This window comes from Nostoc sp. DSM 114160 (assembly GCF_053470305.1).
Map to the genome: position 1 here is coordinate 1,286,252 of NZ_JBPFGO010000001.1, position 23,376 is coordinate 1,309,627.

Annotated in this window: 23 protein-coding genes and 1 pseudogene; 12 read left to right on the forward strand and 12 right to left on the reverse strand. The window is 41.5% G+C overall.

Annotated elements, in window-relative coordinates; translation table 11 throughout:
• Nucleotides 1-29: 29 nt before the first annotated feature.
• Both NSTCB13_RS06060 and NSTCB13_RS06065 read left to right on the forward strand, forming a co-directional pair.
• On the forward strand, nt 30-1,547 hold the full coding sequence (locus tag NSTCB13_RS06060; protein ID WP_448271704.1) for a M16 family metallopeptidase: 1,518 nt from the start codon (nt 30-32) through the stop codon (nt 1,545-1,547).
• A gap of 319 nt (nt 1,548-1,866) precedes the next feature.
• A complete protein-coding gene (locus tag NSTCB13_RS06065) occupies nt 1,867-2,514 on the forward strand; it encodes a Uma2 family endonuclease (RefSeq protein WP_448273135.1) in 648 nt (215 codons plus the stop codon).
• Nucleotides 2,515-2,840: 326 nt separating this feature from the next.
• Here NSTCB13_RS06065 and NSTCB13_RS06070 read toward each other — a convergent pair whose 3' ends face one another.
• Nucleotides 2,841-3,251, reverse strand: coding sequence for a fasciclin domain-containing protein (locus tag NSTCB13_RS06070; protein WP_448269014.1), 411 nt, complete (start codon nt 3,249-3,251; stop codon nt 2,841-2,843).
• Between the two features lie 99 nt (nt 3,252-3,350).
• Between NSTCB13_RS06070 and NSTCB13_RS06075 the strand changes: the two genes are divergently transcribed.
• The gene (locus NSTCB13_RS06075) at nt 3,351-3,599 is read left to right on the forward strand and encodes a transposase (RefSeq protein WP_448269016.1); all 249 of its coding nucleotides are present in this window, start codon (nt 3,351-3,353) and stop codon (nt 3,597-3,599) included.
• A gap of 113 nt (nt 3,600-3,712) precedes the next feature.
• On the forward strand, nt 3,713-4,912 hold the full coding sequence (locus NSTCB13_RS06080; protein ID WP_448271705.1) for an alpha/beta hydrolase: 1,200 nt from the start codon (nt 3,713-3,715) through the stop codon (nt 4,910-4,912).
• Between the two features lie 173 nt (nt 4,913-5,085).
• Here NSTCB13_RS06080 and NSTCB13_RS06085 read toward each other — a convergent pair whose 3' ends face one another.
• A complete protein-coding gene (locus NSTCB13_RS06085) occupies nt 5,086-5,700 on the reverse strand; it encodes a hypothetical protein (RefSeq protein WP_448269019.1) in 615 nt (204 codons plus the stop codon).
• A 140-nt stretch (nt 5,701-5,840) separates the two neighbouring features.
• On the opposite strand from NSTCB13_RS06085, the gene NSTCB13_RS06090 reads away from it, so the two are divergent.
• Nucleotides 5,841-6,272 carry a biotin carboxylase gene (locus NSTCB13_RS06090; protein WP_322702877.1) on the forward strand — a complete coding sequence of 144 codons (432 nt, stop codon included), beginning with the start codon at nt 5,841-5,843 and terminating at the stop codon, nt 6,270-6,272.
• A 145-nt stretch (nt 6,273-6,417) separates the two neighbouring features.
• Here NSTCB13_RS06090 and NSTCB13_RS06095 read toward each other — a convergent pair whose 3' ends face one another.
• From NSTCB13_RS06095 to upp, 3 genes are all read right to left on the reverse strand, one after another.
• Nucleotides 6,418-6,687, reverse strand: coding sequence for a YggT family protein (locus NSTCB13_RS06095; protein ID WP_322671822.1), 270 nt, complete (start codon nt 6,685-6,687; stop codon nt 6,418-6,420).
• A gap of 129 nt (nt 6,688-6,816) precedes the next feature.
• Nucleotides 6,817-7,170 carry a hypothetical protein gene (locus NSTCB13_RS06100; RefSeq protein WP_448271706.1) on the reverse strand — a complete coding sequence of 118 codons (354 nt, stop codon included), beginning with the start codon at nt 7,168-7,170 and terminating at the stop codon, nt 6,817-6,819.
• 74 nt (nt 7,171-7,244) lie between these two features.
• Nucleotides 7,245-7,895 (reverse strand): uracil phosphoribosyltransferase, encoded by a 651-nt coding sequence (gene upp, locus NSTCB13_RS06105; protein WP_445628777.1) that lies wholly within the window; start codon nt 7,893-7,895, stop codon nt 7,245-7,247.
• A 409-nt stretch (nt 7,896-8,304) separates the two neighbouring features.
• Between upp and crtH the strand changes: the two genes are divergently transcribed.
• Entirely contained in the window at nt 8,305-9,774 is a 1,470-nt protein-coding gene (gene crtH, locus NSTCB13_RS06110) for a carotenoid isomerase (RefSeq protein WP_448271707.1), read from the forward strand.
• Between the two features lie 303 nt (nt 9,775-10,077).
• Here the strand turns inward: crtH and NSTCB13_RS06115 are convergent, their stop codons facing one another.
• Nucleotides 10,078-10,710, reverse strand: coding sequence for a DUF1003 domain-containing protein (locus tag NSTCB13_RS06115; protein WP_448271708.1), 633 nt, complete (start codon nt 10,708-10,710; stop codon nt 10,078-10,080).
• A 741-nt stretch (nt 10,711-11,451) separates the two neighbouring features.
• On the opposite strand from NSTCB13_RS06115, the gene NSTCB13_RS06120 reads away from it, so the two are divergent.
• On the forward strand, nt 11,452-12,792 hold the full coding sequence (locus NSTCB13_RS06120; RefSeq protein WP_445632235.1) for a serine hydrolase: 1,341 nt from the start codon (nt 11,452-11,454) through the stop codon (nt 12,790-12,792).
• Between the two features lie 244 nt (nt 12,793-13,036).
• On the opposite strand, the gene purT is transcribed toward NSTCB13_RS06120, so the two are convergent.
• The 6 genes and pseudogenes from purT to rppA form a co-directional block, all read right to left on the reverse strand.
• Nucleotides 13,037-14,200, reverse strand: coding sequence for a formate-dependent phosphoribosylglycinamide formyltransferase (purT, locus tag NSTCB13_RS06125; RefSeq protein ID WP_448271709.1), 1,164 nt, complete (start codon nt 14,198-14,200; stop codon nt 13,037-13,039).
• Nucleotides 14,201-14,265: 65 nt separating this feature from the next.
• Complete coding sequence (locus tag NSTCB13_RS06130; RefSeq protein ID WP_448269028.1) at nt 14,266-14,748, reverse strand: pentapeptide repeat-containing protein; 483 nt, start codon at nt 14,746-14,748, stop codon at nt 14,266-14,268.
• Between the two features lie 148 nt (nt 14,749-14,896).
• On the reverse strand, nt 14,897-16,660 hold the full coding sequence (locus NSTCB13_RS06135; protein ID WP_448271710.1) for an ABC transporter permease subunit: 1,764 nt from the start codon (nt 16,658-16,660) through the stop codon (nt 14,897-14,899).
• A 47-nt stretch (nt 16,661-16,707) separates the two neighbouring features.
• Nucleotides 16,708-17,658, reverse strand: coding sequence for an ABC transporter ATP-binding protein (locus tag NSTCB13_RS06140; protein ID WP_448269031.1), 951 nt, complete (start codon nt 17,656-17,658; stop codon nt 16,708-16,710).
• Between the two features lie 363 nt (nt 17,659-18,021).
• Nucleotides 18,022-19,303, reverse strand: a pseudogene (locus tag NSTCB13_RS06145) (sensor histidine kinase).
• A gap of 175 nt (nt 19,304-19,478) precedes the next feature.
• Nucleotides 19,479-20,159, reverse strand: a complete 681-nt coding sequence (gene rppA, locus NSTCB13_RS06150) for a two-component system response regulator RppA (protein WP_445632236.1) — start codon at nt 20,157-20,159, stop codon at nt 19,479-19,481.
• 102 nt (nt 20,160-20,261) lie between these two features.
• On the opposite strand from rppA, the gene NSTCB13_RS06155 reads away from it, so the two are divergent.
• The 5 genes from NSTCB13_RS06155 (at nt 20,262) to NSTCB13_RS06175 (ending at nt 23,340) form a co-directional block, all read left to right on the forward strand.
• Nucleotides 20,262-20,687, forward strand: coding sequence for a hypothetical protein (locus NSTCB13_RS06155; protein ID WP_448269037.1), 426 nt, complete (start codon nt 20,262-20,264; stop codon nt 20,685-20,687).
• 213 nt (nt 20,688-20,900) lie between these two features.
• Nucleotides 20,901-21,938 (forward strand): response regulator, encoded by a 1,038-nt coding sequence (locus tag NSTCB13_RS06160; protein ID WP_448271711.1) that lies wholly within the window; start codon nt 20,901-20,903, stop codon nt 21,936-21,938.
• Nucleotides 21,939-22,205: 267 nt separating this feature from the next.
• A complete protein-coding gene (locus NSTCB13_RS06165) occupies nt 22,206-22,589 on the forward strand; it encodes a sensor histidine kinase (protein ID WP_448271712.1) in 384 nt (127 codons plus the stop codon).
• A gap of 8 nt (nt 22,590-22,597) precedes the next feature.
• Nucleotides 22,598-23,014 carry a XisH family protein gene (locus tag NSTCB13_RS06170; RefSeq protein ID WP_448271713.1) on the forward strand — a complete coding sequence of 139 codons (417 nt, stop codon included), beginning with the start codon at nt 22,598-22,600 and terminating at the stop codon, nt 23,012-23,014.
• Nucleotides 23,002-23,340 carry an element excision factor XisI family protein gene (locus tag NSTCB13_RS06175; RefSeq protein ID WP_448271714.1) on the forward strand — a complete coding sequence of 113 codons (339 nt, stop codon included), beginning with the start codon at nt 23,002-23,004 and terminating at the stop codon, nt 23,338-23,340. Before NSTCB13_RS06170 ends, NSTCB13_RS06175 begins: the two co-directional genes overlap by 13 nt.
• Nucleotides 23,341-23,376 lie beyond the last annotated feature (36 nt).

The following is a 23,376-nucleotide window of genomic DNA, read 5'->3' on the forward strand; positions in this document are numbered from 1 at the left end:
AATCGCAAAGGGCGCACAGGAAAATAGATATGCACAAGTACAAGGTGAAAGCTAAAAGGCAAATAGCGTTGAAAATTCAAAATAGGAAAGGGTTGATTTATGCTTTGGTTGCTGTTTTTGCGTGCTTACTTTTAACTTGTAATTTCTCTCTGGCGGCGACGGCTGAGGCGAAACATTACACAGAGTTGCAGCTACCACCGCTACCTGAGATTAAGTTACCCAAGTATGAGCGGTTTGTGCTGCAAAATGGCTTGGTTGTCTATTTAATGGAGGATCGTGAATTACCGTTGGTGAATGGTACGGCGTTTGTGCGGACAGGGAATCGCTTGGAACCAATGGAAAAAGTTGGGTTGGCTGGTTTTACAGGCGCAGTAATGCGAACTGGAGGAACTAAGAACCATTCAGCAGATGAACTCAACGAGATATTAGAACAACGGGCAGCATCTGTAGAAGTTGGTATTGGTGAAACTTCTGGTAGTGCTAGCTTTGACGCCCTCAGTGAAGATTTAGAAACAGTGTTTGGGCTGTTTGCTGAGGTGTTGCGATCGCCTGTATTTGCTCAAGAAAAGCTAGACTTGGCGAAAACTCAAGCCAAAGGTGGCATTGCCCGTCGTAATGACAATCCAGATGGGATTGCAAATCGGGAATTTAAGAAATTAATCTATGGCAAAGATAGCCCTTATGCTCGCACCATAGAGTATGCGACGGTGGATAAAGTTGAGCGTGAAGATTTGCTCAAGTTTTATCAGCAATATTTCCACCCCAATAATATGATTTTAGGGATTGTGGGCGATTTTGAGAGTAAGAAAATGCGATCGCTCATTCAAGATAAGTTTGGCGATTGGCAGCGTAACCCAGGTATTGCTAAACCCACATTACCAAAGGTTTCACCAGCTAATACAGGTGGAGTCTTTTTTGTCAATCAGCCCCAACTGACGCAAAGTAGTGTGCTTATCGGGCATTTGGGCGGACGTTTCGATAGTCCCGATTATGCCGCGCTGGATGTATTGAATGGAGTGTTAAATGGATTTGGTGGACGCTTGTTTAATGAATTGCGATCGCGTCAAGGTTTAGCTTACTCTGTCTACGGGCAGTGGAGTCCCCGCTACGATTATCCTGGCATATTTATCGCTGGTGGAGAAACGCGATCGGATGCTACCGTCCAGTTTGTCAAAGCCTTACAAGCCCAAATCAAGCGCACCCAAACCCAAAGAGTGACAGCAAAAGAACTGGCTTATGCCAAAGAGTCTACACTCAACTCCTTTGTATTCAACTTTCAAGACCCCAGCCAAACCTTATCACGCTTGATGCGATACGAATATTACGGCTATCCTGCTGATTTTCTCTTTCGCTATCAAAAAGCCGTCGTCGCCACCACAGCAGCCGATGTCCAACGGGTAGCGCGAGAATATCTCAAACCAGAAAAGATTGTGACTCTAGTAGTGGGGAATCAAACCGCTATTCAACCGCCATTGACAGAGTTAGCTAAACAGGTGACACCAATAGATGTAACGATTCCTGGTTCGCAGCCACAGGCAAAGAATTAATAGCGTAGATGGGTAGACATTCAATATCCAAATAAAATCGCAAGGCTCAGATCCCCAACTGTTTAAGAAATTGGGGATCTTGTTTTTAAAATAATTTTCTCCATTATCAGGAAATGACTAAGGACAAATTGGAGTAACAAGTAGAAACTAAATCAGGAACCAAAACCTCTGGAAACTCCAGAGGTTTTTCTCTACTCTATTCATCTTTATAGAAGCGATCGCTCCAGCATACACTTCTATAAAGCAGCAAAAGTTGTCGCCCCGATCGGGTCAACTAGAGTAAGCTAAATTTAGGTTTTAACTATCGGGAGTGGAGATGATGTTGTTGGAATTAAAGCGCATCCATGTTCCACCAGGACAAAGAGTGCTACTGCGAGATGTAACCTGGCAGGAATTGGAAACAATTCTAGAAGATTTAGGGGAACATCGTGCTGCACGAATTGCTTATGACAGAGGAATACTGGAGATTATGGCACCACTGCCAGAACATGAATATGACAAAGAAATTATTGGTGATTTAGTCAAAGCGCTTCTAGAAGAGTTGAGTACTGAATTCATCAGCCTTGGTTCTACTACTTTCAAAAACCAAGCAATGGCTCAAGGTATAGAACCCGATCGGTGTTTCTATATAAAAAATGAATCTAAGATTCGCGGCAAGAAGCGGCTAGATTTAGCAGTAGATCCTCCTCCAGATTTAGCTCTAGAAATTGATATTACTTCTCGCACTCATCCTAATATTTATGAAGCCTTAAAAGTGCCGGAACTTTGGCGTTTTGATCGAGGAAAGCTCCAAATTAACGTTTTGCAAGACGGACATTATGTAGAATCTCAGCAAAGCCTAAATTTTCCTTTATTCTCACTAATTGAAATCATTCCCCAATATTTGGAGCAAAGTACAACAGCAGGCAGAAATGCAACGCTCAAAGCTTTTCGTCTTTGGGTACAAAAACAGATACAACAGCAATAACTTATGCTGTCACCAGAATTCACAACATATACCGGGTTTCAAGTTAACGAAACCCAACACTCACCCCTGATCTGCACCTGACTTTTCACGGCATCTGGAAAACGCCATTTTTAGCTTTTCCAAACCCTGATTTTTACGTTAGCCATTTTCATTAATTTAAAGCTATTGAGAATTAACCAGTGGAAAAAGCCACGTTGTTTTGAGGTTTGAGGACTTCCCGTGAAAAGTCAGGCTCTACACTGCATCTAAAAATTTGTAGGACAGCAATTAAATATAATCGCTGTCCCTACAAAATCGAAATACAAATTAGCTATTGAAACAAGTGCCTATGCAGATTCAGGAATTAATACTGTGTCAATCACATGAATCACACCGTTATCAGCTTCCACATCTGGTGTAATAACTGTCGCATCATTGATTTTCACAGCACCATTAGATGCATCAATTTTGATGCTGCTTCCTTCAACGGTTGGAGCAGAGTCTAAATTGACCACATCTGTTGACAACACTTTCCCTGAAACAACATGATAAGTTAAGATTCTTGTCAGTAGTGGAACGTCAGCAAGCAGTGAGTCTACTGTCCCTTCATGTAGCTTAGAAAATGCTTCGTCAGTTGGTGCAAAGACCGTAAATGGACCAGGGCCCTTGAGGGTATCCACTAAACCAGCAGCTTGTACTGCTGCTACTAAGGTGTTAAAGGAACCAGCATTCACAGCAGTATCAACAATGTCAGCCATATGTTTTATAAATTTCTGTATCTTTCGTTACTGAAAATATACTTTTATTCAAACTATTACTATCTATCCACAGGTAGGTTAAATTCTGTTAATGAATTCATGCCAACAAGATATTGTTTGGTGCTGGCAGACAAAGGATACGATGCTGATAAGCGCGTAATTGAACCCCTGCAAGCCCAAGGCAAAACTGTCGTGATTCCGCTCAAGCGCAACCGCAGGAATCCTCGTGATTACGACTTGGACTTGTACAAAGCTCGTTATTTAATTGAAAACTTCTTTGCTAAACTCAAACAGTACCGGGCGATGCCTACGCAACTCGCTATGATAAACGGGCAACCAAGTTTCTAGGTGCTATTTATATTTATCTGGCTGCTTCTATCATCTGGCTCAATTGATGACACGCCCTAGCATTAGCGGATAAATTGTACTTCTTTGAAGTCATTACTACCGCATTTTAATCTATGTTTTTTAAACCCAAAACATTTTTATCATCGGTTGCATTGTTACTCAGTTTGGCAACTCTATTTCTTAGTTCTTGGATTATTCTTCCGGCTCCAAATATGTTTTTCCTCACCCTTGCAGTGGGAGCGCCAGAAGTCAGTCCTTGGTTATTTTTATTAAACTTGCTCTTTTTATTGCTGTCTTTATTCTATATCCGTCGCCGTAAATTACAGCGTTTAGTTTGCATTTTCAGTTTCATTGGATTGCTAATTTGTGGATGGGTGCTAGTAAATATTCCACCAACTCAAATGCAGATGGCTAAAGCGATGAAACAAGGGTTGGGAGCAAATTATCTAGAGCAAATTCCACCTCAAGTAAGGGCTAAGATGCAAATCTATCCCTTTAACTTAGTTAATTTTTTCTGGGGTATTCCATTAGGTAAAACGCGTCATCAAAAAGATATTCTCTTTGCTTCTCCTGGGGGAATGCCTTTAAAAATGGAAGTTTACCAACCCCCAGAGGTAGGGAAATATCCAGCAGTGGTAGTAATTTATGGTGGAGCTTGGCAATATGGCAATACTCATGCCAATACCGAGTTTAATCAATATATTGCAAATCATGGATATACGGTATTTGCGATCGACTATCGACACGCACCTAAATATCAGTTTCCCTCTCAGTTAGATGATGTGCGTACAGCCCTAAACTTTATTCGCAAACATGCAACTGAATATGAAGCCGATTCAGAACGTATGATACTTTTAGGACGTTCTGCGGGAGCGCACCTAGCAATGCTAGCAGCTTATCAACCCGATGCACCACCCATTCGTGCTGTAGTGAACTATTACGGGCCTGTTGATTTAACCGAAGGATACAAAACGCCGCCAAATCCCGATCCTATAAATAGCCGCGCTGTTTTAAAAGCATTTCTTGGTGGTTCTTTAGAAGAATTGCCTAATCGGTATCAAATTGCTTCACCGATAAATTACCTAACGCACCCTTTACCCCCAACTTTATTAATTTACGGTAGCCGTGACCATTTGGTGCAAGCGCGATTTGGCAGACAGATGTACGAACGTTTACATGATGGCAACACTGCGGTTTTTCTAGAAATTCCTTGGGCAGAACACGCTTTTGATGCTGTTTTCAACGGTGTGAGCAATCAATTAGCGTTGTATTATACTGAGAGGTTTTTGGCTTGGGCGTTGTTCAGGCAATGATTTGATTCGCAGACTCATATCATGTCCGGTTAAAGACTTATCATTAAGGCAGCAGAGGGGCAGGGGGCAGAGGGGCAGAGGGGAAGGGTTTTTGGGTTTTTGCATAGATTCGGGAATCATAACTAATTAGCCGGACTTGATATCACTTACAAGTATTAAAAACTCAGCCCTCCTTACTCCTTTTGAGGCCAACGCCAATTGTAGCGATTCCATTCATATATGCCTTGAATTTCATACTCAGCGCCATTGAAGAAGCGGACAACGCAATTAGTAGAAGAATCATTGCTATCGCTAATTTCCTTAACCTTAATCACCATACAGGGAAACCATTCCCGCTTACAAGGCCCATCCTCCTGTACCCATTCCCATAGTGCATTGGAAACTTCAATGCGATCGCCTACTCTTAATTTCAGTGCATCCTCAAAATAAGAATACTTGTCAAAATGATATGACTCAACCCGATTCAACCACTGTAAACCATAGCGTTGGCGAATAAATTGTACCGTTCCAGAGTCATTGCCCAGCAACCAGTCGTTTAGTAATTGCACTTTCCAAGTGCGGTTGCGTTGTTCTTCATCCTTAACAAATTGTAAAAATGCTTCTAACTCCTCTGGGGTAAGTTCGTCTAAAGGATTAGCAATATTTGACATCGCAGAGGTAGAATTTCCCTGAATTTGCTCAACCACTTGCAGTAATATCTGTTTTTGCGTGTCAGTGAGAGGACAGCTTGCTGCATCACAATCATTAAAGGCTGCGAACATAGCTACTTCAATCTCATCTGGAGTCATAAGTTCATAGCAATTGAGGGGTTATTCCCCTAATTATTACAAATGTTAAATTCAAGTCTCCAATCACCCTGTAGTTAAATTCAGGTAAGCTGAGGTTGTAAGTTAAATATTGTTTGCTAAATTAACTCACGGGGTCTTTTATGCGGTTGCGTTCACTCACGGTCGTTTTTATTTCATGTCTCATTACTTTTCTATCGTGGGTGATTATTCCCCCAGCTGTAGCCCTGACACAGATTAAACTATTTGATGTCTCATATAAAGATTGTCCACCAGAACTAGCACAAGGGGCTGTTATCAGTAGTGGTAGCGCTGCTGCCAATTGTTTTCTTGTCGTTGGCAAAGCAGAAAATGGCACTAACAAAACAGTCTACGACGCAGATATTTTTGGACGTATCTATGATGCTAATAATGACTCGGTGATGCAAAACCGCACTCGCTTAGGCTCCATTACTGAGGTACCACCAGGTATTAGCGATTTTGAATTGAGAATTTCTGTACCTGCGAATCAGCCTACTCCGTTGAAGCTAAAACAGTTCAAGGCTGCGGGGTTTAGCGGTCAAGTGCGTAAGTAATTCTTAATACTCGCCAAAGGCGAGAAGCAAGCTACGTAATTCGTAGTACGGCTAGCTAATTAGAAACCCTGTAAAAAATCGTAGAGACGCTTGTATACTTAACGTCTCTACACAATTCTTTACCAAGGTAGTAATCAAAATCGTTCTATAAGGGCAGGCTAGCTGGAATGGCACTCAGAAGGCTACTAACTAGATTGAGTGCTAAGAAAGCTAAGATCGGCGAAAAATCCATACCGCCCAATGGGGGAATAATTGAGCGGAATAGATTTAGATAAGGATCGGTTATCTGGGCTAAAGCGGCAAATGGTTGGTTATACCAGTTGATTGTCGGGAACCAGGTTAGCAAAACCCGGATAATTAGCAAATAGCTATAAAAGGTGACAAAGGTAATTAGTGTTGTAATCAGTAAACTCATGGATAGCTTTGTTTCCTACTAGGTGTCAAACGCGGTCTTATGTTTTAATTTTAATTTAGTCCAAAGTCAAAAGTGTTTGCGGATTTCACCTTTACCACACTTGACACTTTCACCACGCCTAAACAAACTTCAGGAGTCTTTAGTGAGGGAGCGGTCATTGATTGGTTGGGGTGAACCGCCATTAACATTTCCCAGTTGCTTTCGCACTTCATCAATTGTGGCATTTAGCTGGGCAATTTTATCTTCTAGCGATCGCCTGGCCGTTTCTATGCCGATGCTTTCGCTTTCTGAGGCTTTCATCTGACGCCGCTTTGCTGCTATTTTTTTCGCTTCGGCTTGACTATCTGTCAGTTCTGTCTCCTCTTCTATTAGCAATTCTGGCTCGCGTCGAGAAGCAATCAGTGCCCCGATAACACCGCCAAATACGCCACCAACAAACGCCCCTGCTACAAAACCACTGCCAAAACCATCTCGCTGACTCATATCTTTACCGCCTTCAACAAACCTTGCAACTTTTACAGTAGTTATGCTATTTCCTGCCCTAGCTGCATACTAGCTTAAGTCCCAAAGATGCGATCGCCTGCATCTCCTAATCCCGGTACAATATATCCCCTACTGTCGAGTTTTTCGTCAATAGTAGCGGTATAAATTATTAAACCTGGATAAGCTTCACTTAATTTTTGTAAAGCTGGTGGAGCTGCTACTACACAAACAATCCGCGTCAGGGCTGGGTCAGCACCCCGTTGTGTCAATTCTGCCATTGCTGTCATGATCGATCCTCCGGTTGCCAACATTGGATCGGTAACTAACACTCGTGTTTGGGGGTCAAATTTTTCTGGTAACTTGTTCAGATAACAATGAGGTTGTAGTGTCTCTTCATCTCGTGCCAAACCAAGGTGGTAAATCGATGCTAAAGGCAGTAAAGTCTGCGCTCCCTCTAGTAATCCTAGCCCAGCCCGCAGAATCGGCACTACTGCCATAGGCACTTGCGGATCGATTACCGTTGCTGCACAGGTATCTAAGGGACTCTGTACTGCTGTTTCTTGAGTCGGCAACCAGTCTCGTGCAGCTTCATAAGTCAGCCATCTTCCCAACTCAGTCATGGCACTGCGGAACAATACTGAAGGCGTGCCTGCATCACGGGCAACTGCTAGCCAGTGCTTGATCAGGGGATGGGGTGGAACATAAACGCGCAATTGTAGCGTCATAGCCAGAAATAGGCGCCTTTTGATTGTATAAGAACTGAAACACCATAATACTCTTTCCTGCATCCGGCTGACAGCTTAAAATTGACAATCTCAAGTTTATTGATAAACTTTTTCATTAATAGTTGACATTAATTCTCAATCAAGGCTATATTTTTATAAAGTGTTCTCCTCTCTTTTAAGGATCGGCAGACGGGATTAGCCAGCAGTAGCAGGCTCGTCCCTCTTTTTTTTGATTAGTCGTTGGTCATTGGTCATTTGTCATTAGTTAAATTAAATATTGATTTGACTCTAGACAAAGGACAAATACTTCTCTACGAAACGTTACGCGTTAGCGGAGCTTTCGCTTTAGCGATACGCTCAGTACAAATGACAAAGGACAAATGACAAATGACAAATGACGCGATCGTAATTGGGGTCTGGGATTGGCGGATTAGTAACAGCGACCCAGTTGGCGGCGAAGGGAGCTAAAGTGCTGGTACTGGAACGTTATTTGATTCCAGGTGGTAGCGCTGGTTATTTTGAACGCCAAGGCTATCGATTCGATGTTGGCGCATCAATGATTTTTGGACTGGGACACAACGGTACTACCAACTTACTCACCCGTGCATTATCAGCTGTAAATGTCAGTCAAGAAGCGATCGCAGATCCGGTACAGATTCACTATCATTTACCCCAAGGTTTAGACTTGAAGGTTGACCGGGTTTATGAAAAATTTTTACAAAATCTTACTGCTCATTTTCGTCATGAAGAACAAGGGATTCGTCGCTTTTATGACGAATGCCAAAAAGTATTCAAGTGTCTCAACAGCATGGATTTGCTGTCGCTGGAAGAACCTCGGTATTTACTGCGCGTATTTTTCCAGCATCCTTTGGCGTGTCTCGGTTTAGCTAAGTATCTGCCGCAAAATGCTGGAGATGTGGCGCGGCGCTACATCAAAGACCCGCAATTATTGAAATTTATTGATATGGAATGTTATTGCTGGTCGGTGGTTCCATCAGATATGACTCCTATGATTAATGCTGGAATGGTCTTTTCTGACAGGCATTATGGCGGAGTTAACTATCCCAAAGGCGGAGTCGGGCAAATTGCCCAAAAACTAGTCGAAGGTCTAGAAAAGGCTGGAGGTCAGATTCAGTACCAAGCTAGAGTCACCAAAATTCTTACAGAACAAGGAAAAGCGGTAGGTGTGCAACTGGCTAATGGTAAAATATATCGGGGTAAACGCATAGTTTCTAATGCTACACGCTGGGATACATTTACACAATTATTACCAGTAGAAGCAATGCAAGATAATGAGAAAAAATGGCAACAAAACTACCAAAAATCTCCAAGCTTTTTGAGTTTACACATTGGGGTGAAGGAGTCAGTTTTACCTGTAGGGACAGAGTGTCACCATATTTTGCTGGAAGACTGGGAAAAGATGACAGCAGCAGAAGGCACAGTGTTTGTTTCGATTCCCACACTGCTTGACCCAGATTTAGCACCAAATGGATATCACATCATTCATGCCTTTACGCCTCACTGGATTGATGATTGGCAAGAACTTTCTCCAAGTGAGTACGAAGCAAAAAAAGAAAAGGCAGCTTGGCGAATTATTGACCGTTTAGAGAAGCTTTTTCCGGGTTTAGATGCCGGATTGGATTATTTAGAAGTCGGAACACCGCGCACCCATCGCCGCTTTTTGGGTCGTGAGGATGGCACTTATGGGCCAATTCCCCGGCGTAAGTTGTGGGGGTTATTGAATATGCCCTTTAATCGCACAGCCATTCCAGGACTTTATTGTGTAGGGGATAGTACCTTTCCAGGTCAAGGGTTGAATGCAGTCGCTTTTTCTGGGTTTGCTTGCGCCCACCGCATTGCCGTAGATTTAGGATTTTAATTACAGAAACAGCCTCTGCAAAAAACCTAGTAAGCGGATAGCTTTACTAGTGAAGCTGATAGCTACCTAACAATCTGAGTAACTCTCAATACGGTTTGTTAAGAAAGTTATCTGTTAAAGCGAATTTTTTGAGCGAAGGTAGAGGAAAGTGCTGGGGAAGCAAAAGTATTTAAATTTAATCTCTTCACTTTAAGAGCCTCCAAACTACCTCCCCAGCCTATCTAAACCGTATTGAGAGGGGTAGCAAATACAATCAAAAAGTTACTAATTTTAGTGATTTTGCTAATACAATAGTTAGCATTATTACTCCTTATCTGGTATTTTTCGGTTCTGAAAATTAGCTAACTCTGATTCTAAAGTTTCTTCTAAAGTATCTAGAATCGCTTGGGGATCGACAGCTTCTTTCATTATTTGGGCTTGCGGATCGGGGCGATTTTTGACATTAGGAATATCTTGGCGTAATTCTTCAACTAAAGCGATAAGTTTTGCGATTTTTTGCTCAGAGAGGAGGTTAAGCTGAAGGCTAAGTTGCGCCCTTTGCTCTGCTAATTTTTCCTGACGCTCTTGTTTTATCAACACCCCTGCTGTTACTAACAGGGAACCTGCGGTCAGTGAAAATTGTAGCCAAGAAAATGGCGGGGGATCGAATCTTGATATGCCTAAACGTCGTGGTAAAACATTGGGTGTTACCCACAGAATAATTCCTAACAGGATGCTATATAGGAATGCTGGACGACCAAAAAAGGCTGTTACCGTTTCTACAAACCGTTGATGTTGAGGTACATCTTTTTCATAACGTTTGTGCAGGGCAATAATAGTCTCGATATTTTGACTAATCGCTTCCGGCAATGGGGCTGTGGGCAAAATGGTTTGGCAAGGTGCTGAAGATGATACTTGCGGTGAATCTTTTGGATTTGGTTTATCTTGGGAAAACATGGACAGTTTTCTTGTAGTACTGATTTCTCTAAATCAATAACTCAAGTTTTAGCTATATATGTATACTTTTAGGTAGAAAAATACATGAAAGTACCTATAGACAGATTCTGCCAGATTGCTATTGCTGTTGAATCAAGCAGAGATATTGAAACAGAATTCATAGGATCGCATTTATTGTTTTAGTATTGTATTGAGAATAAACGCCTCAATGATATCTTGAGATTTTTGCTCTTGATACCTGACTTCAGTTGACGTACTGAACGAAACAGGTTTCGCACATGGTCTATATAGTAATTTTGACAATGCTTTAGCTGCTGAAATATAATTTAAAAATTTTGTAGCTTGTAACCAGCGCAGTTACTAAATAGAAATTATGTTGATTTGTTAAAACTATAGTTGATTCCATACTTTTTAGATATGTCATTCTGATGTCAATGTTATGTCAGGATAAAACTCATTTTTATGTGGTATGCCTATCGAATATCTACTGTAGATTTCGCAATAAAAGCCTTCAGTGACACAATTGTGGCATTGCGGCTCACGCCGGAGAAACAGTCATCAGCCGCGATACGCAAATGCATTCGTGGTGGATGCAATAGATTACGCCACGCTCAAAATCGGTTCGGTTGGTTCTTTACCTTGCCTTTTCACTGCAATTTACAAAATTTTTCATAATTGTGCTTTAATGGTGGGCGGCTTTTGTTAGTTCAAGAATTTTCCTCACACACAAAGCGATCGCTGATGCTACTCACACACAAAGAAAACATTGTAAAATTTAGTTGGCTTCTACCCAGTTTCTTAAGCTTGCTGCTGCTTGGCTCCACTGTTAAAGCTAATGGTGCGGTCGCTAATTGGCATTTTGATAGCAATCGCAATCATCTGGACTTCACTACAGATGAAAATGTTCAACCGAAGGTACAACTACTTACCAACCCGACTCGTCTGGTAATTGATTTGTCTGGAGTTACATTAGGATATCCACAGACTAGTCAAAGAGTGGGGCCAGTAATTAAAGACATTCGCATCGAGCAGTTTAATGCAGAGACTACCCGCATGGTAGTTACTTTAGCACCAGGTTACACCTTTGATTTAGCACAGGTGCAACTGCAAGAGGAATCCCCTAATCATTGGTCTGTGCAGTTACCTAAGCCAATACGATTGACTGCAACCCAGCCGCAATATCTAGAGATAACTCCGAGTATTTCTCCAAGAGTGAATGATAATAGCACTCTCTTTGCTGGCGTGGTTCCAATGCATTCACCAATGAAAGTGCTGGAACCACAAATTAAAGCCTTGATGAGTCGCTACAGCTTTCTGAAAACAGGAATGTTTTTCCTGGATTTGGATACTGGGGATTATTTGGATATTGGAGGCGATCGCGTTTTCCCTGCTGCGAGTACAATCAAACTGCCAATACTCATCGCTTTTTTCCAGGATTTAGATGCTGGTAAAGTTACCCTTCAGGAAAACCTGACGATGCGGCGCGATTTAGTTACCAATGGTTCTGGAAGTATGCAATATGAACGCGTTGGGAAGAAGTACACAGCTTTGGAAACCATCACTAAGATGATTACCATTAGCGATAATACCGCCACCAACATGATTATCGATCGCTTAGGTGGAGCGGCGAAACTAAATCAGCGCTTTCGTAGTTGGGGACTGAAAGACACAGTAATTCGCCATCTTTTAGCTGACTTGAGAGGAACCAACACCACAAGTTCTCAAGATATGGCGCGGGTGCTGGCTTTAGTTGTGAATAACAAGTTAGTTTCGCCCCAGAGTCGGGAGCAAGCCTTAGATATTCTGCGTCACACCACAATTCACACACTGCTTCCCGCCGGTTTGGGGAAAGGTGCAGTTATCGCTAACAAAACCGGAGATATCGGCTTTCTCATCGGCGATGCAGGATTTGTAACTATGCCCAATGGTAAGCATTATCTGGCGGCTATCTTTGTCACTCGTCCTTATAAGGACACAAGAGGAAGAGACTTTATCCGTCAAGTTTCCCGATTAGTTTACGATTATCTGAATCAGCCAAATCCGGTTGCTGCGGTTGATTCGCCTAATAGTGTTACGAGATAGGAGTAGGGCGCACAGATAGCTGCGCATTAGTGTCAACTTAAGGTTAAAGCCAGTCTAGAAAAAGCTTTTAGCAGATTATCTCGTTCCCAGTCTGATGACTGGGAATGCCCCTCATTGAGGCTCCGCCTCCCAACTCGCGGCAGAGCCGCTAGGAGTAGCATTTCCAGCCAAAGGCTGAAAACGAGATTTTAAAAGGGTTTTGGCTGAAGTTTACATCAATGACAGCTATACGTCCCTACGGTAATTAGATAATTGTGATTTTACTTGCGGCTTTAATAGCCTTTTCCCTAGCTTCTTGAATATTCACACCTTTCGCCAAAGCTACGCCCATTCGCCGATATGGATGAGCATTAGGTTTACCAAATAATTTAATATCTACATCTTTTTCCGACAAAGCATCGGCGACACCACTAAAAGCAACAGAATCAGATTTTTCTGAGGCTAAAATTACCGCGCTGGCTGAGGCTCCTAGCTGTTCAATATGAGGAATTGGCAAGCCTAAAATAGCTCGTAGATGTAGTTCAAATTCGTTAAGATTTTGTGAGATTAATGTCACCATTCCCGTATCGTGGGGTCTGGGAGAAAGTTCTGAAAAAATCACTTCATCTTTGGTAATAAAAAATTCAACACCAAAAATTCCGGCTCCTCCTAAAGCATCAGTGACTTTTATAGCTATTTCTTGGGATTTTAATATTTTATCTTCAGAAATTTCTGCGGGTTGCCACGATTCTTGATAATCGCCTCTTTCTTGGCGATGACCAATGGGAGAACAGAAAATTGTCGGTGCATTCCACTGTTTAATTGTCAGTAAAGTTATCTCAATTTCAAAGTTAATAAATTCTTCTACAATAACCTTTTGACTGTCTCCTCTAGAATTAGCGATCGCATAATTCCAAGCTTTCTCAACTTCACTCTTATCCTGCACTACAGATTGACCTTTTCCTGATGATGACATCACAGGTTTAACAACATTAGGAAAACCAATTCGATCCGAAACTGCAATCAATTCTTCTAGAGTTGTTGCATAACCATATTTAGCCGTTCTGATGCCCAATTCTTGATGTGCCAGTTCCCGAATTCTATCGCGGTTCATTGTATAGTTAGTAGCAGCCGCAGTTGGTATAACTGTAATCCCTCGCTGTTCAAATTCGATGAGTTTTTCTGTTCGGATTGCTTCAATTTCTGGTATAATAATATCTGGCTGATGTTTGGTAACTACAGCTTCTAAATCATCAGCACTGAGCATAGAAATAACTTCATAAGCATCAGCAACCTGCATCGCGGGAGCATTGGTATAGCGGTCAACGGCAATCACATAATTACCAAGACGTTGAGCCGCGATCGCAAATTCTTTGCCGAGTTCTCCCGAACCCAGCAGCATCAATTTTTGGGGCAACTTAATACTCATTAACTTATCCAGGTCAATATCAATTCAATCATCTTATAATTTTTTGTGTTTTCATTACTAACTTCTCAAGAATTAAATATCGCTTTGCGTAGTTCTAAATCTTGACGTTGTAGATGATTTAAACCAATACCTACGCCAAACTGACACTTATCTACTAGAGTCTCCAACCAAATAGTCTCGTTCAGAGTTGCACCTCGCAAATCTGCATTTCTCAAATCGGCTTTCGTAAAATTTACAAATAAAAGGTCTGCATTTACTAAACTACTACCTTGGAGATTTGCTTCTGACAAATTTCCTCTGATGAAGTTGACACCATCTAAAATTAAACCAGATAAATCTGCTCCCATCAGATTAGGAAACTTTAGCTGACTGGGATATTGAAAAAAACGCATTATACAGATGATATTAGCTTCATTTAGTTTCATTTTAGTTAAAAATTCATAACGAGCGATGCCCAGTTGCTTAAGAATTTGTAGACGTTGTGGGGGACTTTGTTCTAAAAACTGAATAGCTGTATAGCGAAGGTCTTGAGTAGAGATATTTAACATGATTTTCAGATTGTTGTGATACTTGTGTTAATAAAAAAATAACAAATAATAGATAATATAGCAGTATTAAAGTATTCAAAAAAAACAAAAACCCCAATTTATTTGATAAATTGAGGTTCTAAGTTTATTGATAACTACCGAGCTAATGTTATGCTAATAATGCTTTCGTAGCAGATTCGCCTGCTAATCTCACTTGCCTTGTCAACTGCAAGTTTAACCATCCTAGAAAAGTTAACTCAGCGAGGAATGCCATAAAAATTGTTGTCGTACTAGAGCCTTGTATACCAACCCAAGGAAAAGTTGAAAACAGCCATACAGTAGACACCTGTGATGTGATGCCGATAAATTCTAAAATTATCGGTGGTAGGAACACTGCTGCACCGATAATCCGAATTGCCCAGAAAGAACGTTTGGGAGTTTTCAGTAAAAGTATCAATTGGGCGATGGTAGCGTAAATCATGATTACGCTGATAGACAAAGCTATAGCTAAAAGTACTTTAAACCTGTCAACATCGTTACCCAGCCAAGTTTGGCCATTGTTCGTATCAAAAATAGATGTCACTGAAATCCAAATTAGCCAGGGGATAGTAATAATTGTAAGATTAATTGCGATCGCCACGAGTGCAGGGCTTTTTTCAGCCCAAATTAGATCCTGCCAAATACTCTTGTGGCTAGAAACTCCTTGATGTCGATATCTTGCCCAATCTTGTACATCTTGACGGTGAGGGGAAAGAACTGCAATTAAACTTAAAATCAACACCAAGTTGTACGATGCTAGCAAAATGTAATTTTCCCCAACTTGTCGATCTAATGTGTAACTGTTTTCACCAATTTGTAGAGTAAATCCCCAGATCATCAACTGGCAAAACGCTACTAATAAATAACTTTGTTTTTTACTAATTATTGAGGCTTGAGGGTTACGGAAGCAACGTTTAAGAATTTGCAAAATTCCGTAACTGCACAATCCCAAATTTAATAAATGAAAGCCAACAACACTAATAATATTCCTCCCTAATGGTAAATAGAAAAACTGCAATTTTTTAATATCAGAGCCACTGGAGAGATTAAATAAGTTAGGAAATAGATAATTAGTTGTATCCCAAGGATTAAAAAGTCTAAACCAAGCAGTTGCATGATTTAAACTGTTGTTATAAGACGATGCAAGTAACATCGTTATGAACAAAAAAACAAAAATTATACCACTAACTAACAAACCTAACAAAGGCTGAGAACCACTAAATGAACGACTAAATAAGCTAAGTAGTAGTGCAGCACTGTAGAAGAAAAGACAGCTACCAGCAAGAATTGCATAGTAAGCCAAAATGTAACTAAAAGCAATTTTGGCAGAAAGCCCAGCCCATAAATGTAAAGGAACTGCTACTAAAATCATCAAATAAATTAAACTCGGAACTCCTAGCAACTTGCCAGTCAATATACTTGTTTCTGATTGGGGACTAAGACGGATAAAGTTGAGTGTGCCGCGAGTTTCTTCTTTAGCGAAATCATTGATTAGGAAATAAGTTCCTGCAACTAGTAGTGTAAATATAAAAATTACACTAAATGTTAAAAATATATATTCCCAATGCTCTCGCCACCACATCTGCCAATTGATTTGATTTTGTGGACAAAAAGTTGTGGAAAAGAAATTATTTAATTCATCAATTTTAGATTGATTTGATTCTTTGAAAACCTGTGTTTGTTGCGGTTCATATATTTGGCGTAAAAGACAGTATTTACCAGTTAGGGAGTATTTATGATCGGGAGGATTACTTAAATGATATAAAATAACTACCAGTTGCAATAGGAAAGATGTCACAACTGCGATCGCTACATTAAAAAATTTAAATTGTCCTTTGAGTTCGCGAAATAATTGCGGATTCCAATCGCCGATTTTGTCTATTAAATTGAGCATAGGATAAAAAAATTCTCCAAAAATAGTGAGTGAGATTTATTGATGAATCAAGATGCTTGTTTGTGACCTAATTTTAAGAAAATACTTTCTAAGTCTTCTTGCGTGCAGTGAAAATCAGTTAAAGGAATGCCCGCTTTGATGAGCGATCGCAATAACTCGGCACTATCTTCATCTTTGCCGGAAAAATTCACCCGCACACTGTTTTTTCCTAATATAACCTCCCATTCTTCTACTAAAGGATGATGTTTAAGTTCATTCAAAAGTGTCTCTAAGTTTCCTAGAGTTGATAACACAATTTGCTGATGAGCTAGACGTTGATAAAGTTGCTGTAGGGAAGTACTTTCTACTAAGAAGCCAAGTTCCATAATTCCTACAGAAGTACAAATTTCCGCTAAATCACTGAGAACGTGAGAGGAAATGAGGACAGTCATTCCAGCTTCTTGCAAAGCCTTAATAATTTCGCGAAAGTGCATCCTCGCAATAGGATCGAGACCAGAAACAGGCTCATCGAGTAATAGTAAAATTGGTTCGTGGATAATGGTTCGCGCTAAACTTAAACGCTGTTTCATTCCCCTCGACAGAGTAGAAATCTGACTATTGCGTTTATTACCAAGTTGAATAAGTTCTAAAACTTCATGTAAGCGTTTAGTGCGGCGCGGTTCTCGCAAACGATATAAACGCGCAAAGTAATCTAAGTAATCCCAGACTGTCAAATCCTCATATAGTGGGTAGTCATCGGGTAAATAGCCAAGATGACGCTTAAGTTTGAGGTTACTGTTGTCACGGATGAGGCGATCGCCATTAATATAAATCTCACCTGTAGTTGCTTCCTCAGCAGTCGCCAACATCCGAATGAGAGTTGTTTTACCCGCGCCATTCGGCCCAATCAGTCCATATACTTCCCCCGCCTGGATTTCTAAATCAACATCATTGACAGCAACGTGTCGGTCAAATTGCTTAGTGAGTCCACGGGTGCAAATTGTTAATTCTTTTACCATCGCTGCTAGGGTGCGGCTTGTAATTAACCGCTAACCTAACTTTTTTTACAGCTTTTGTCAGGATGGTTTCCAAAATTGAAACTATAGCAGTTGCCAAGTAGATTAGGACATAATGACAAGCGTAAATCTCAGGAATAGCAAGGTTTTTACCTCCAGCATGGTTGTTGAGTTTCGACTACGCGGCAGTTGAGCGTAGTCGAAACACTGCCTCCTGTCTCACTTCGGCTCCGCTCAGTGACCACCTGCCTCCTGCTATAGCTTTCAGAAAATTAGCGACATCAAGAAGTATGTGAGGTTCTGGATATTCTCAGAAAATATTTTCTGATCTGTGATTTTCATTATGAATCATCTCTTAAAGGTGGTTTAAGAATGACTCATCAGCGGTAACTTTATCTGGAACGTCGAGCCTTTACCCTCATTGCTGATCGCATGAATGTTACCGCCGTGAGCCTGGACAATTTGTTGAGCGATCGCTAATCCCAACCCAAATCCGCCGCTTTCTCTGGCACGTTCTGTATCAACTCGGTAAAAGCGATCGAAAATGTAAGGTAAATCTGCCTCTGGAATTCCAATTCCAGTATCGATGACCTGAATTACTGCCCGATCTGGGTGAGGTTCTAAGCGTAACCAGACAGTTCCACCAGAGGGAGTATAATTACAGGCATTGTTGAGCAAGTTTTCCACAGCTAGCCGCAGCAAATCGGGGTCAGCCCACAACTCAATGGATTGTTCTGGTAAATGGCCGATCAACTCGATCGATGCTTTTGCAGCAACAGTATGGTAATAAATAGCTAAATTCTCTAGCAAGCTATTAAGATTAACCTTTTTGAGAGATTCGGGAGTTAATTTTCCCTGATGCCGAGCCAACAGCAGTAGGTTATTAACCAAGGTACTCATCGACTTGGCGCTATCGATGATGTTCTCCATTGAGGGATGGATTTGGGGACGGTCTGCTGCCATTAGTAATCCAACTTGGGCATTGGTTAAAATTGCAGACAAAGGCGATCGCAATTCATGAGAAGCATCTGATGTAAAGCGTTGCAGTTGATTATAAGCTTGCTGAACGGGTTGCATAGCTATGCCGCCAAGTACCCAACCTGTAAGTCCAATTAACCCCAGTGCTACAGGCACAGCAAGGGTTAACATTAACTGAAATTCTCTGAGATCGTTTTGAGTTTCTGTCAGCGGGATAGCAACTTGCAGATAACCGATGACCGAATTTCCGCCTTGAACAGGTAACGTAACTTGACGCAGCCAAACTGTCTCACCTGTAAATTGGTCAACAGATTTAATCGTGAGAAACTCAGATGCTATTCCCAACTTTTCTGGAGGTGGAGTACCAAAAAACCGCTTGAGTTTGCCATTGGGGGTCATACCAGCGAACATAGACCAATTCAATATCAGCAGGGTGAGAACCACTACCCAATAGCGGTATATTGCTCAGATCGACTTGTTTTTTTCCTCGATCCAGCCGATACTGCGAACTGGCTGCCATTAACTCTGCTCTTTTATAAAGCAGTTGATCTAATGCTTTTAGCTTGTCTTTTACCTCAAGATCGTAAATGACTCCAGCAAAGAGAATGAGAATGCATCCCATTGAAAGGGTAAACCAACGAGCTAAGTTACGACGACTGCGGTTAAACACAACTTATGCTAATTCGTAATTCGTAATACTTCTCTACGAGAGGCTGCACTTCGACTACGCTCAGTGACCACGCCAACGGCTACGCTCAGTACAAGTTCGTAGTTTGTAATTACAAGACTTTTCAAGTAATTGAACTACACTACTCCCTACTCTGCGTCTGAGTTATTATCAAGTTTCAAGATGGTTCTGGAGGGTTGAGGCGATAGCCCATACCGTAAACAGTTTCAATCCAATCGGCTGCTGCTAATGTTTGCAAACGTTGGCGAAGTTTACGAACTAAAACGGTGATTGCATTGCTTTCTGGCTCACTACCCCACTCCCATACGGCTTGCTCAATTTGGTGGCGAGTCAAAACTTGCTTAGGATGACGCATGAAGTACTCTAGCAACTGAAATTCTTGGCTGGAAAGGGATACAGTCGTCTCTTGACGCTCCAAAATTAGTGTATCAAGATGAAGTTCGAGGTCTGCCAAGCTGAGAGTGTCTCCTTGCCAGAGGGGCGATCGCCTCCTCAATGCCCGCACCCGTGCCATGAACTCCACGATATCAATCGGTTTGACGAGGTAATCATCTGCTCCGGCATCTAATCCTATGACTTTATCGGGTGTGGTATCTTTTGCTGTAATCATTAATACGGGAGCAGTTTTTCCCGCCGCCCGATATTGTTGACACAAACTCACTCCACTAATTCGAGGTAACATCCAATCTAAAATCAGCAGATCGTATTCTTTTTCAGCTAAAAGCCATTGAGCGGTTTCACCATCCTTAATACCATCAACGCTGTGTCCAGCCTGAGAGAGAACCATGTGTAGCGGCATTAATTGCTTTGGATCATCCTCTACCAGTAAGATTTTCATCACTTTTATACACTTGTGCTTGTTTAGAATAATCCATTGAAGCAATCTCAACGTCTTTCATCAGTCAGATTTCAGAGAATTGTCTACCCCATTAAGATATAGATGAAGTGTGAGCTAGCAAAATCAAAAGCAGGTGTATTGGTGTGGCGTATTAGTAAACGTTGGCTGCAAGGGCTGGGATTAGAGTTTTGGTTGCCTCTACCACTAGTAGCGGTTGTGTTTTGGCTTGGCTGTAATTTCCTCGCTGCTCAAGAGTTAAGCCGGCCCTATTCCACAGAAAATAAACTTCAGTCAGATACCCAACTCGAAGCACGGATATCAGTCAATGTGTTACTCATTAACGCCGCCGTTGACCGAACTAAGAGAATTACCCAGGTTGAAGTGGAAACAGCAGATCCCATCTTGAAGCGATTGGAATTAGAACTTCAAACAATAGAATTCAACCAAATAGAAGCGACAATTGCCCAAGAATTAGGTCTACCCCGTCAGGATATTAGAAAATTAGTGCGCTATGAAATTGCACAATAACATCGATCCGATTTCAGGCTAGTACCGCAAGGCAAAAGTCAAATCGTTGTAGGATTTATCTGCGGTAACAGACACTCTAGTAGTGATAAGATGTCGGGCACGGGCTGATCGGTAGTTTTTGAGTTGTCTGGGAAGACAATTACTCTACTACAGTAGACCTCTCTACTTCATCCTTTTATTTTGGCTAAGGTATTGTAAACAAGCAAGTTAATTATGAACAGAGATGAGTTGCTATTTGAGTTTCAAAATATTAGAGATCAGATAGAGACACTGTATAAATACATTAAAGAGACACCAATGCAGCAGCAACAGGTGATTGCAGAGTTAGAAGCTCTTGACATTTCTCTCAGCAATCTAGAGCTACTCAAAGAAGAAATGCAGGCTAGTTTAGAAGCAATGGAAATCATTGAGGAACAACTGCTACAACAAAATGAAAAGATAATAACAGAACGCAAGCTTTATCATAATTTGTTTAAATTTGCACCTAATGCTTATTTGCTAATAGATAGCCAAGGAAAAATTCAAGAAATCAACTATGCTGCTGCTGCATTATTAAATATGTTGCCCAGTTTCTTAGTTGGCAAATCATTAACTAATTTCGTTTCTAGGGAAGAGCGTCCATTCTTTCGTACCAAACTCAACCAATCGTTGAATGTAAAGTCTGTGCAAGAATGGGAAGTATCTATCTGTCCGCGGAACGCTCAAGCTTTTGATGCTTTACTTTTAGTCAAGCCTATCCGAGAAGCTTTTGGGACACAGAGTTTACTACAGATATGCTTGCATGATATTACCAAGTACAAGCACATACAGCGATCGCAATTTGCAGCAAGTCAGCAACCTATTTTTAGCGAACCTGTGGAAACGCCCCATCAGCTTAATGGCTTACACGTACTGTTTATAGATGATGAAGCTGATGCCCGCGAGTTAATTGCAGCAGTGCTAAAGCAATATGGGGTGATGGTGACAGCAGTTGCATCTGTAACTGAGGCGCTTTTGGAATTAGAGCGATCGCGTCCTGATGTCATAATTAGCGATATCAGAATGCCTGATGAGGATGGCTATGCTTTGATTCGCAAAATTAAAGCCCTAGAAATAGAGAAGGGATGGCAAATTCCCACTGCTGCCTTGACTGCTTATCTTGCAGAAGACCGAACAAAAGCAATAAGAGCAGGTTTTCAATCGCACTTGCATAAACTTGCTCAACCAAGGGAGTTAATAGCAATGGTGGCACAGCTTGCTGGACGAGCGTGAACCAGGGCAGGGGGCAGGGGGCAGGGGGCAGGGGGCAGGGAGCAGGGGGCAGGGAGCAGGGAGCAGGGGGGCAAGGAAAGAAAGAATTTTGGTTTTTCTGTAAAACCTGAGTCATCATATATCAATTCGGTAACATTCTAAAATTCTCTTAGCTGAAGAATTGAGAACTTTAGTAGATTATCTGAGTAATTATGGACAGCTTAATCGAAAATAAGAAAGCCGCTCTTGCTTTGGATGTATTTGCAGGCGATAGCGAAAATTGTCAGAATGCAAGCAACTTCCGAAGAATGTGACACGGTTTTAGGCGATCGCGATCGCTTGCAGCAAATTATCAGAGAATTACTTGCCAATGCGATTAAATTTACATTCAAGGAAGGAATAGTAGAAGTTCGGCTTGATATTGATACTATTGATTCTCTAGCTACGATTCAAATCAAAGATACAGGTGTGGGAATTAGTGCCGAGTTTCTGCCTGACGTTTTCGATCGCTTTACGCAAGCAGAGGTTCCCAGCAGATATTCGCCAGGAGGACTGGGATTGGGGCTAGCGATCGCACGTCAACTCGTAGAGCTACACGGCGGTACAATTGAGGCAGCCAGTGAAGGGGAAGGACGAGGTGCAACGTTTACCATCAAATTGCCATTAATTTAACAGTTGAGATGGCAAAAGACATTTTTCACGATACTGTGAAGCTGGCACTGCAAAAAGACGGCGGGACAATTACCCACGATCCCTATCGCCTGCGCTATGGGATTGCCGATATCTACATTGACCTCGCCGCAGAAGAAGCGATCGCTGCCCAAAAAGCAGGACGTAAAATTGCAGTAGAAGTCAAAAGCTTTGTGTCAAGTTCAGCAATCTCCGAATTTCATACTGCCCTTGGACAATTTCTAAACTATCGCATTGCCTTAGAAGTTTCAGAAGAACCAGACCGCATTCTTTATTTGGCAGTTCCAAGCGATGTTCATCAAACCTTTTTGCGTTTTGAGCCAGCCAAAACGGTCATAGACCGCTATGAAGTTCGCTTGATTATTTACAATTCCAATCAAGAGGTGATTGAACAATGGATCGAGTAAACCAATATCGCCAAATCGTGCGTGATTTCTTAGAGAATTTTGCTGCTGACGATCTAGAAGCCCAGTTGATTTTTGATACTGAGCGCAATCGCTATCTTGTCATGCATAATGGTTGGCGCGGCGAATACCGCATCTACGGTTGTGCAATGCAGCTAGACCTGATTGAAGGTAAAGTTTGGATTCAGCACAACAGTACTGAAATTTTTATCGATCGAGAACTGATTGGACGCGGCGTTGCACCCCAAGATATTGTTTTAGGATTTCGATCGCCCAGCGTGAGAGAACGCCTTGCCGCTGCTTTATACACAGATGGCAGTCAGCTTTAAAATAATAAAACTCCCAGAATTGAGCTAAAGGTATAT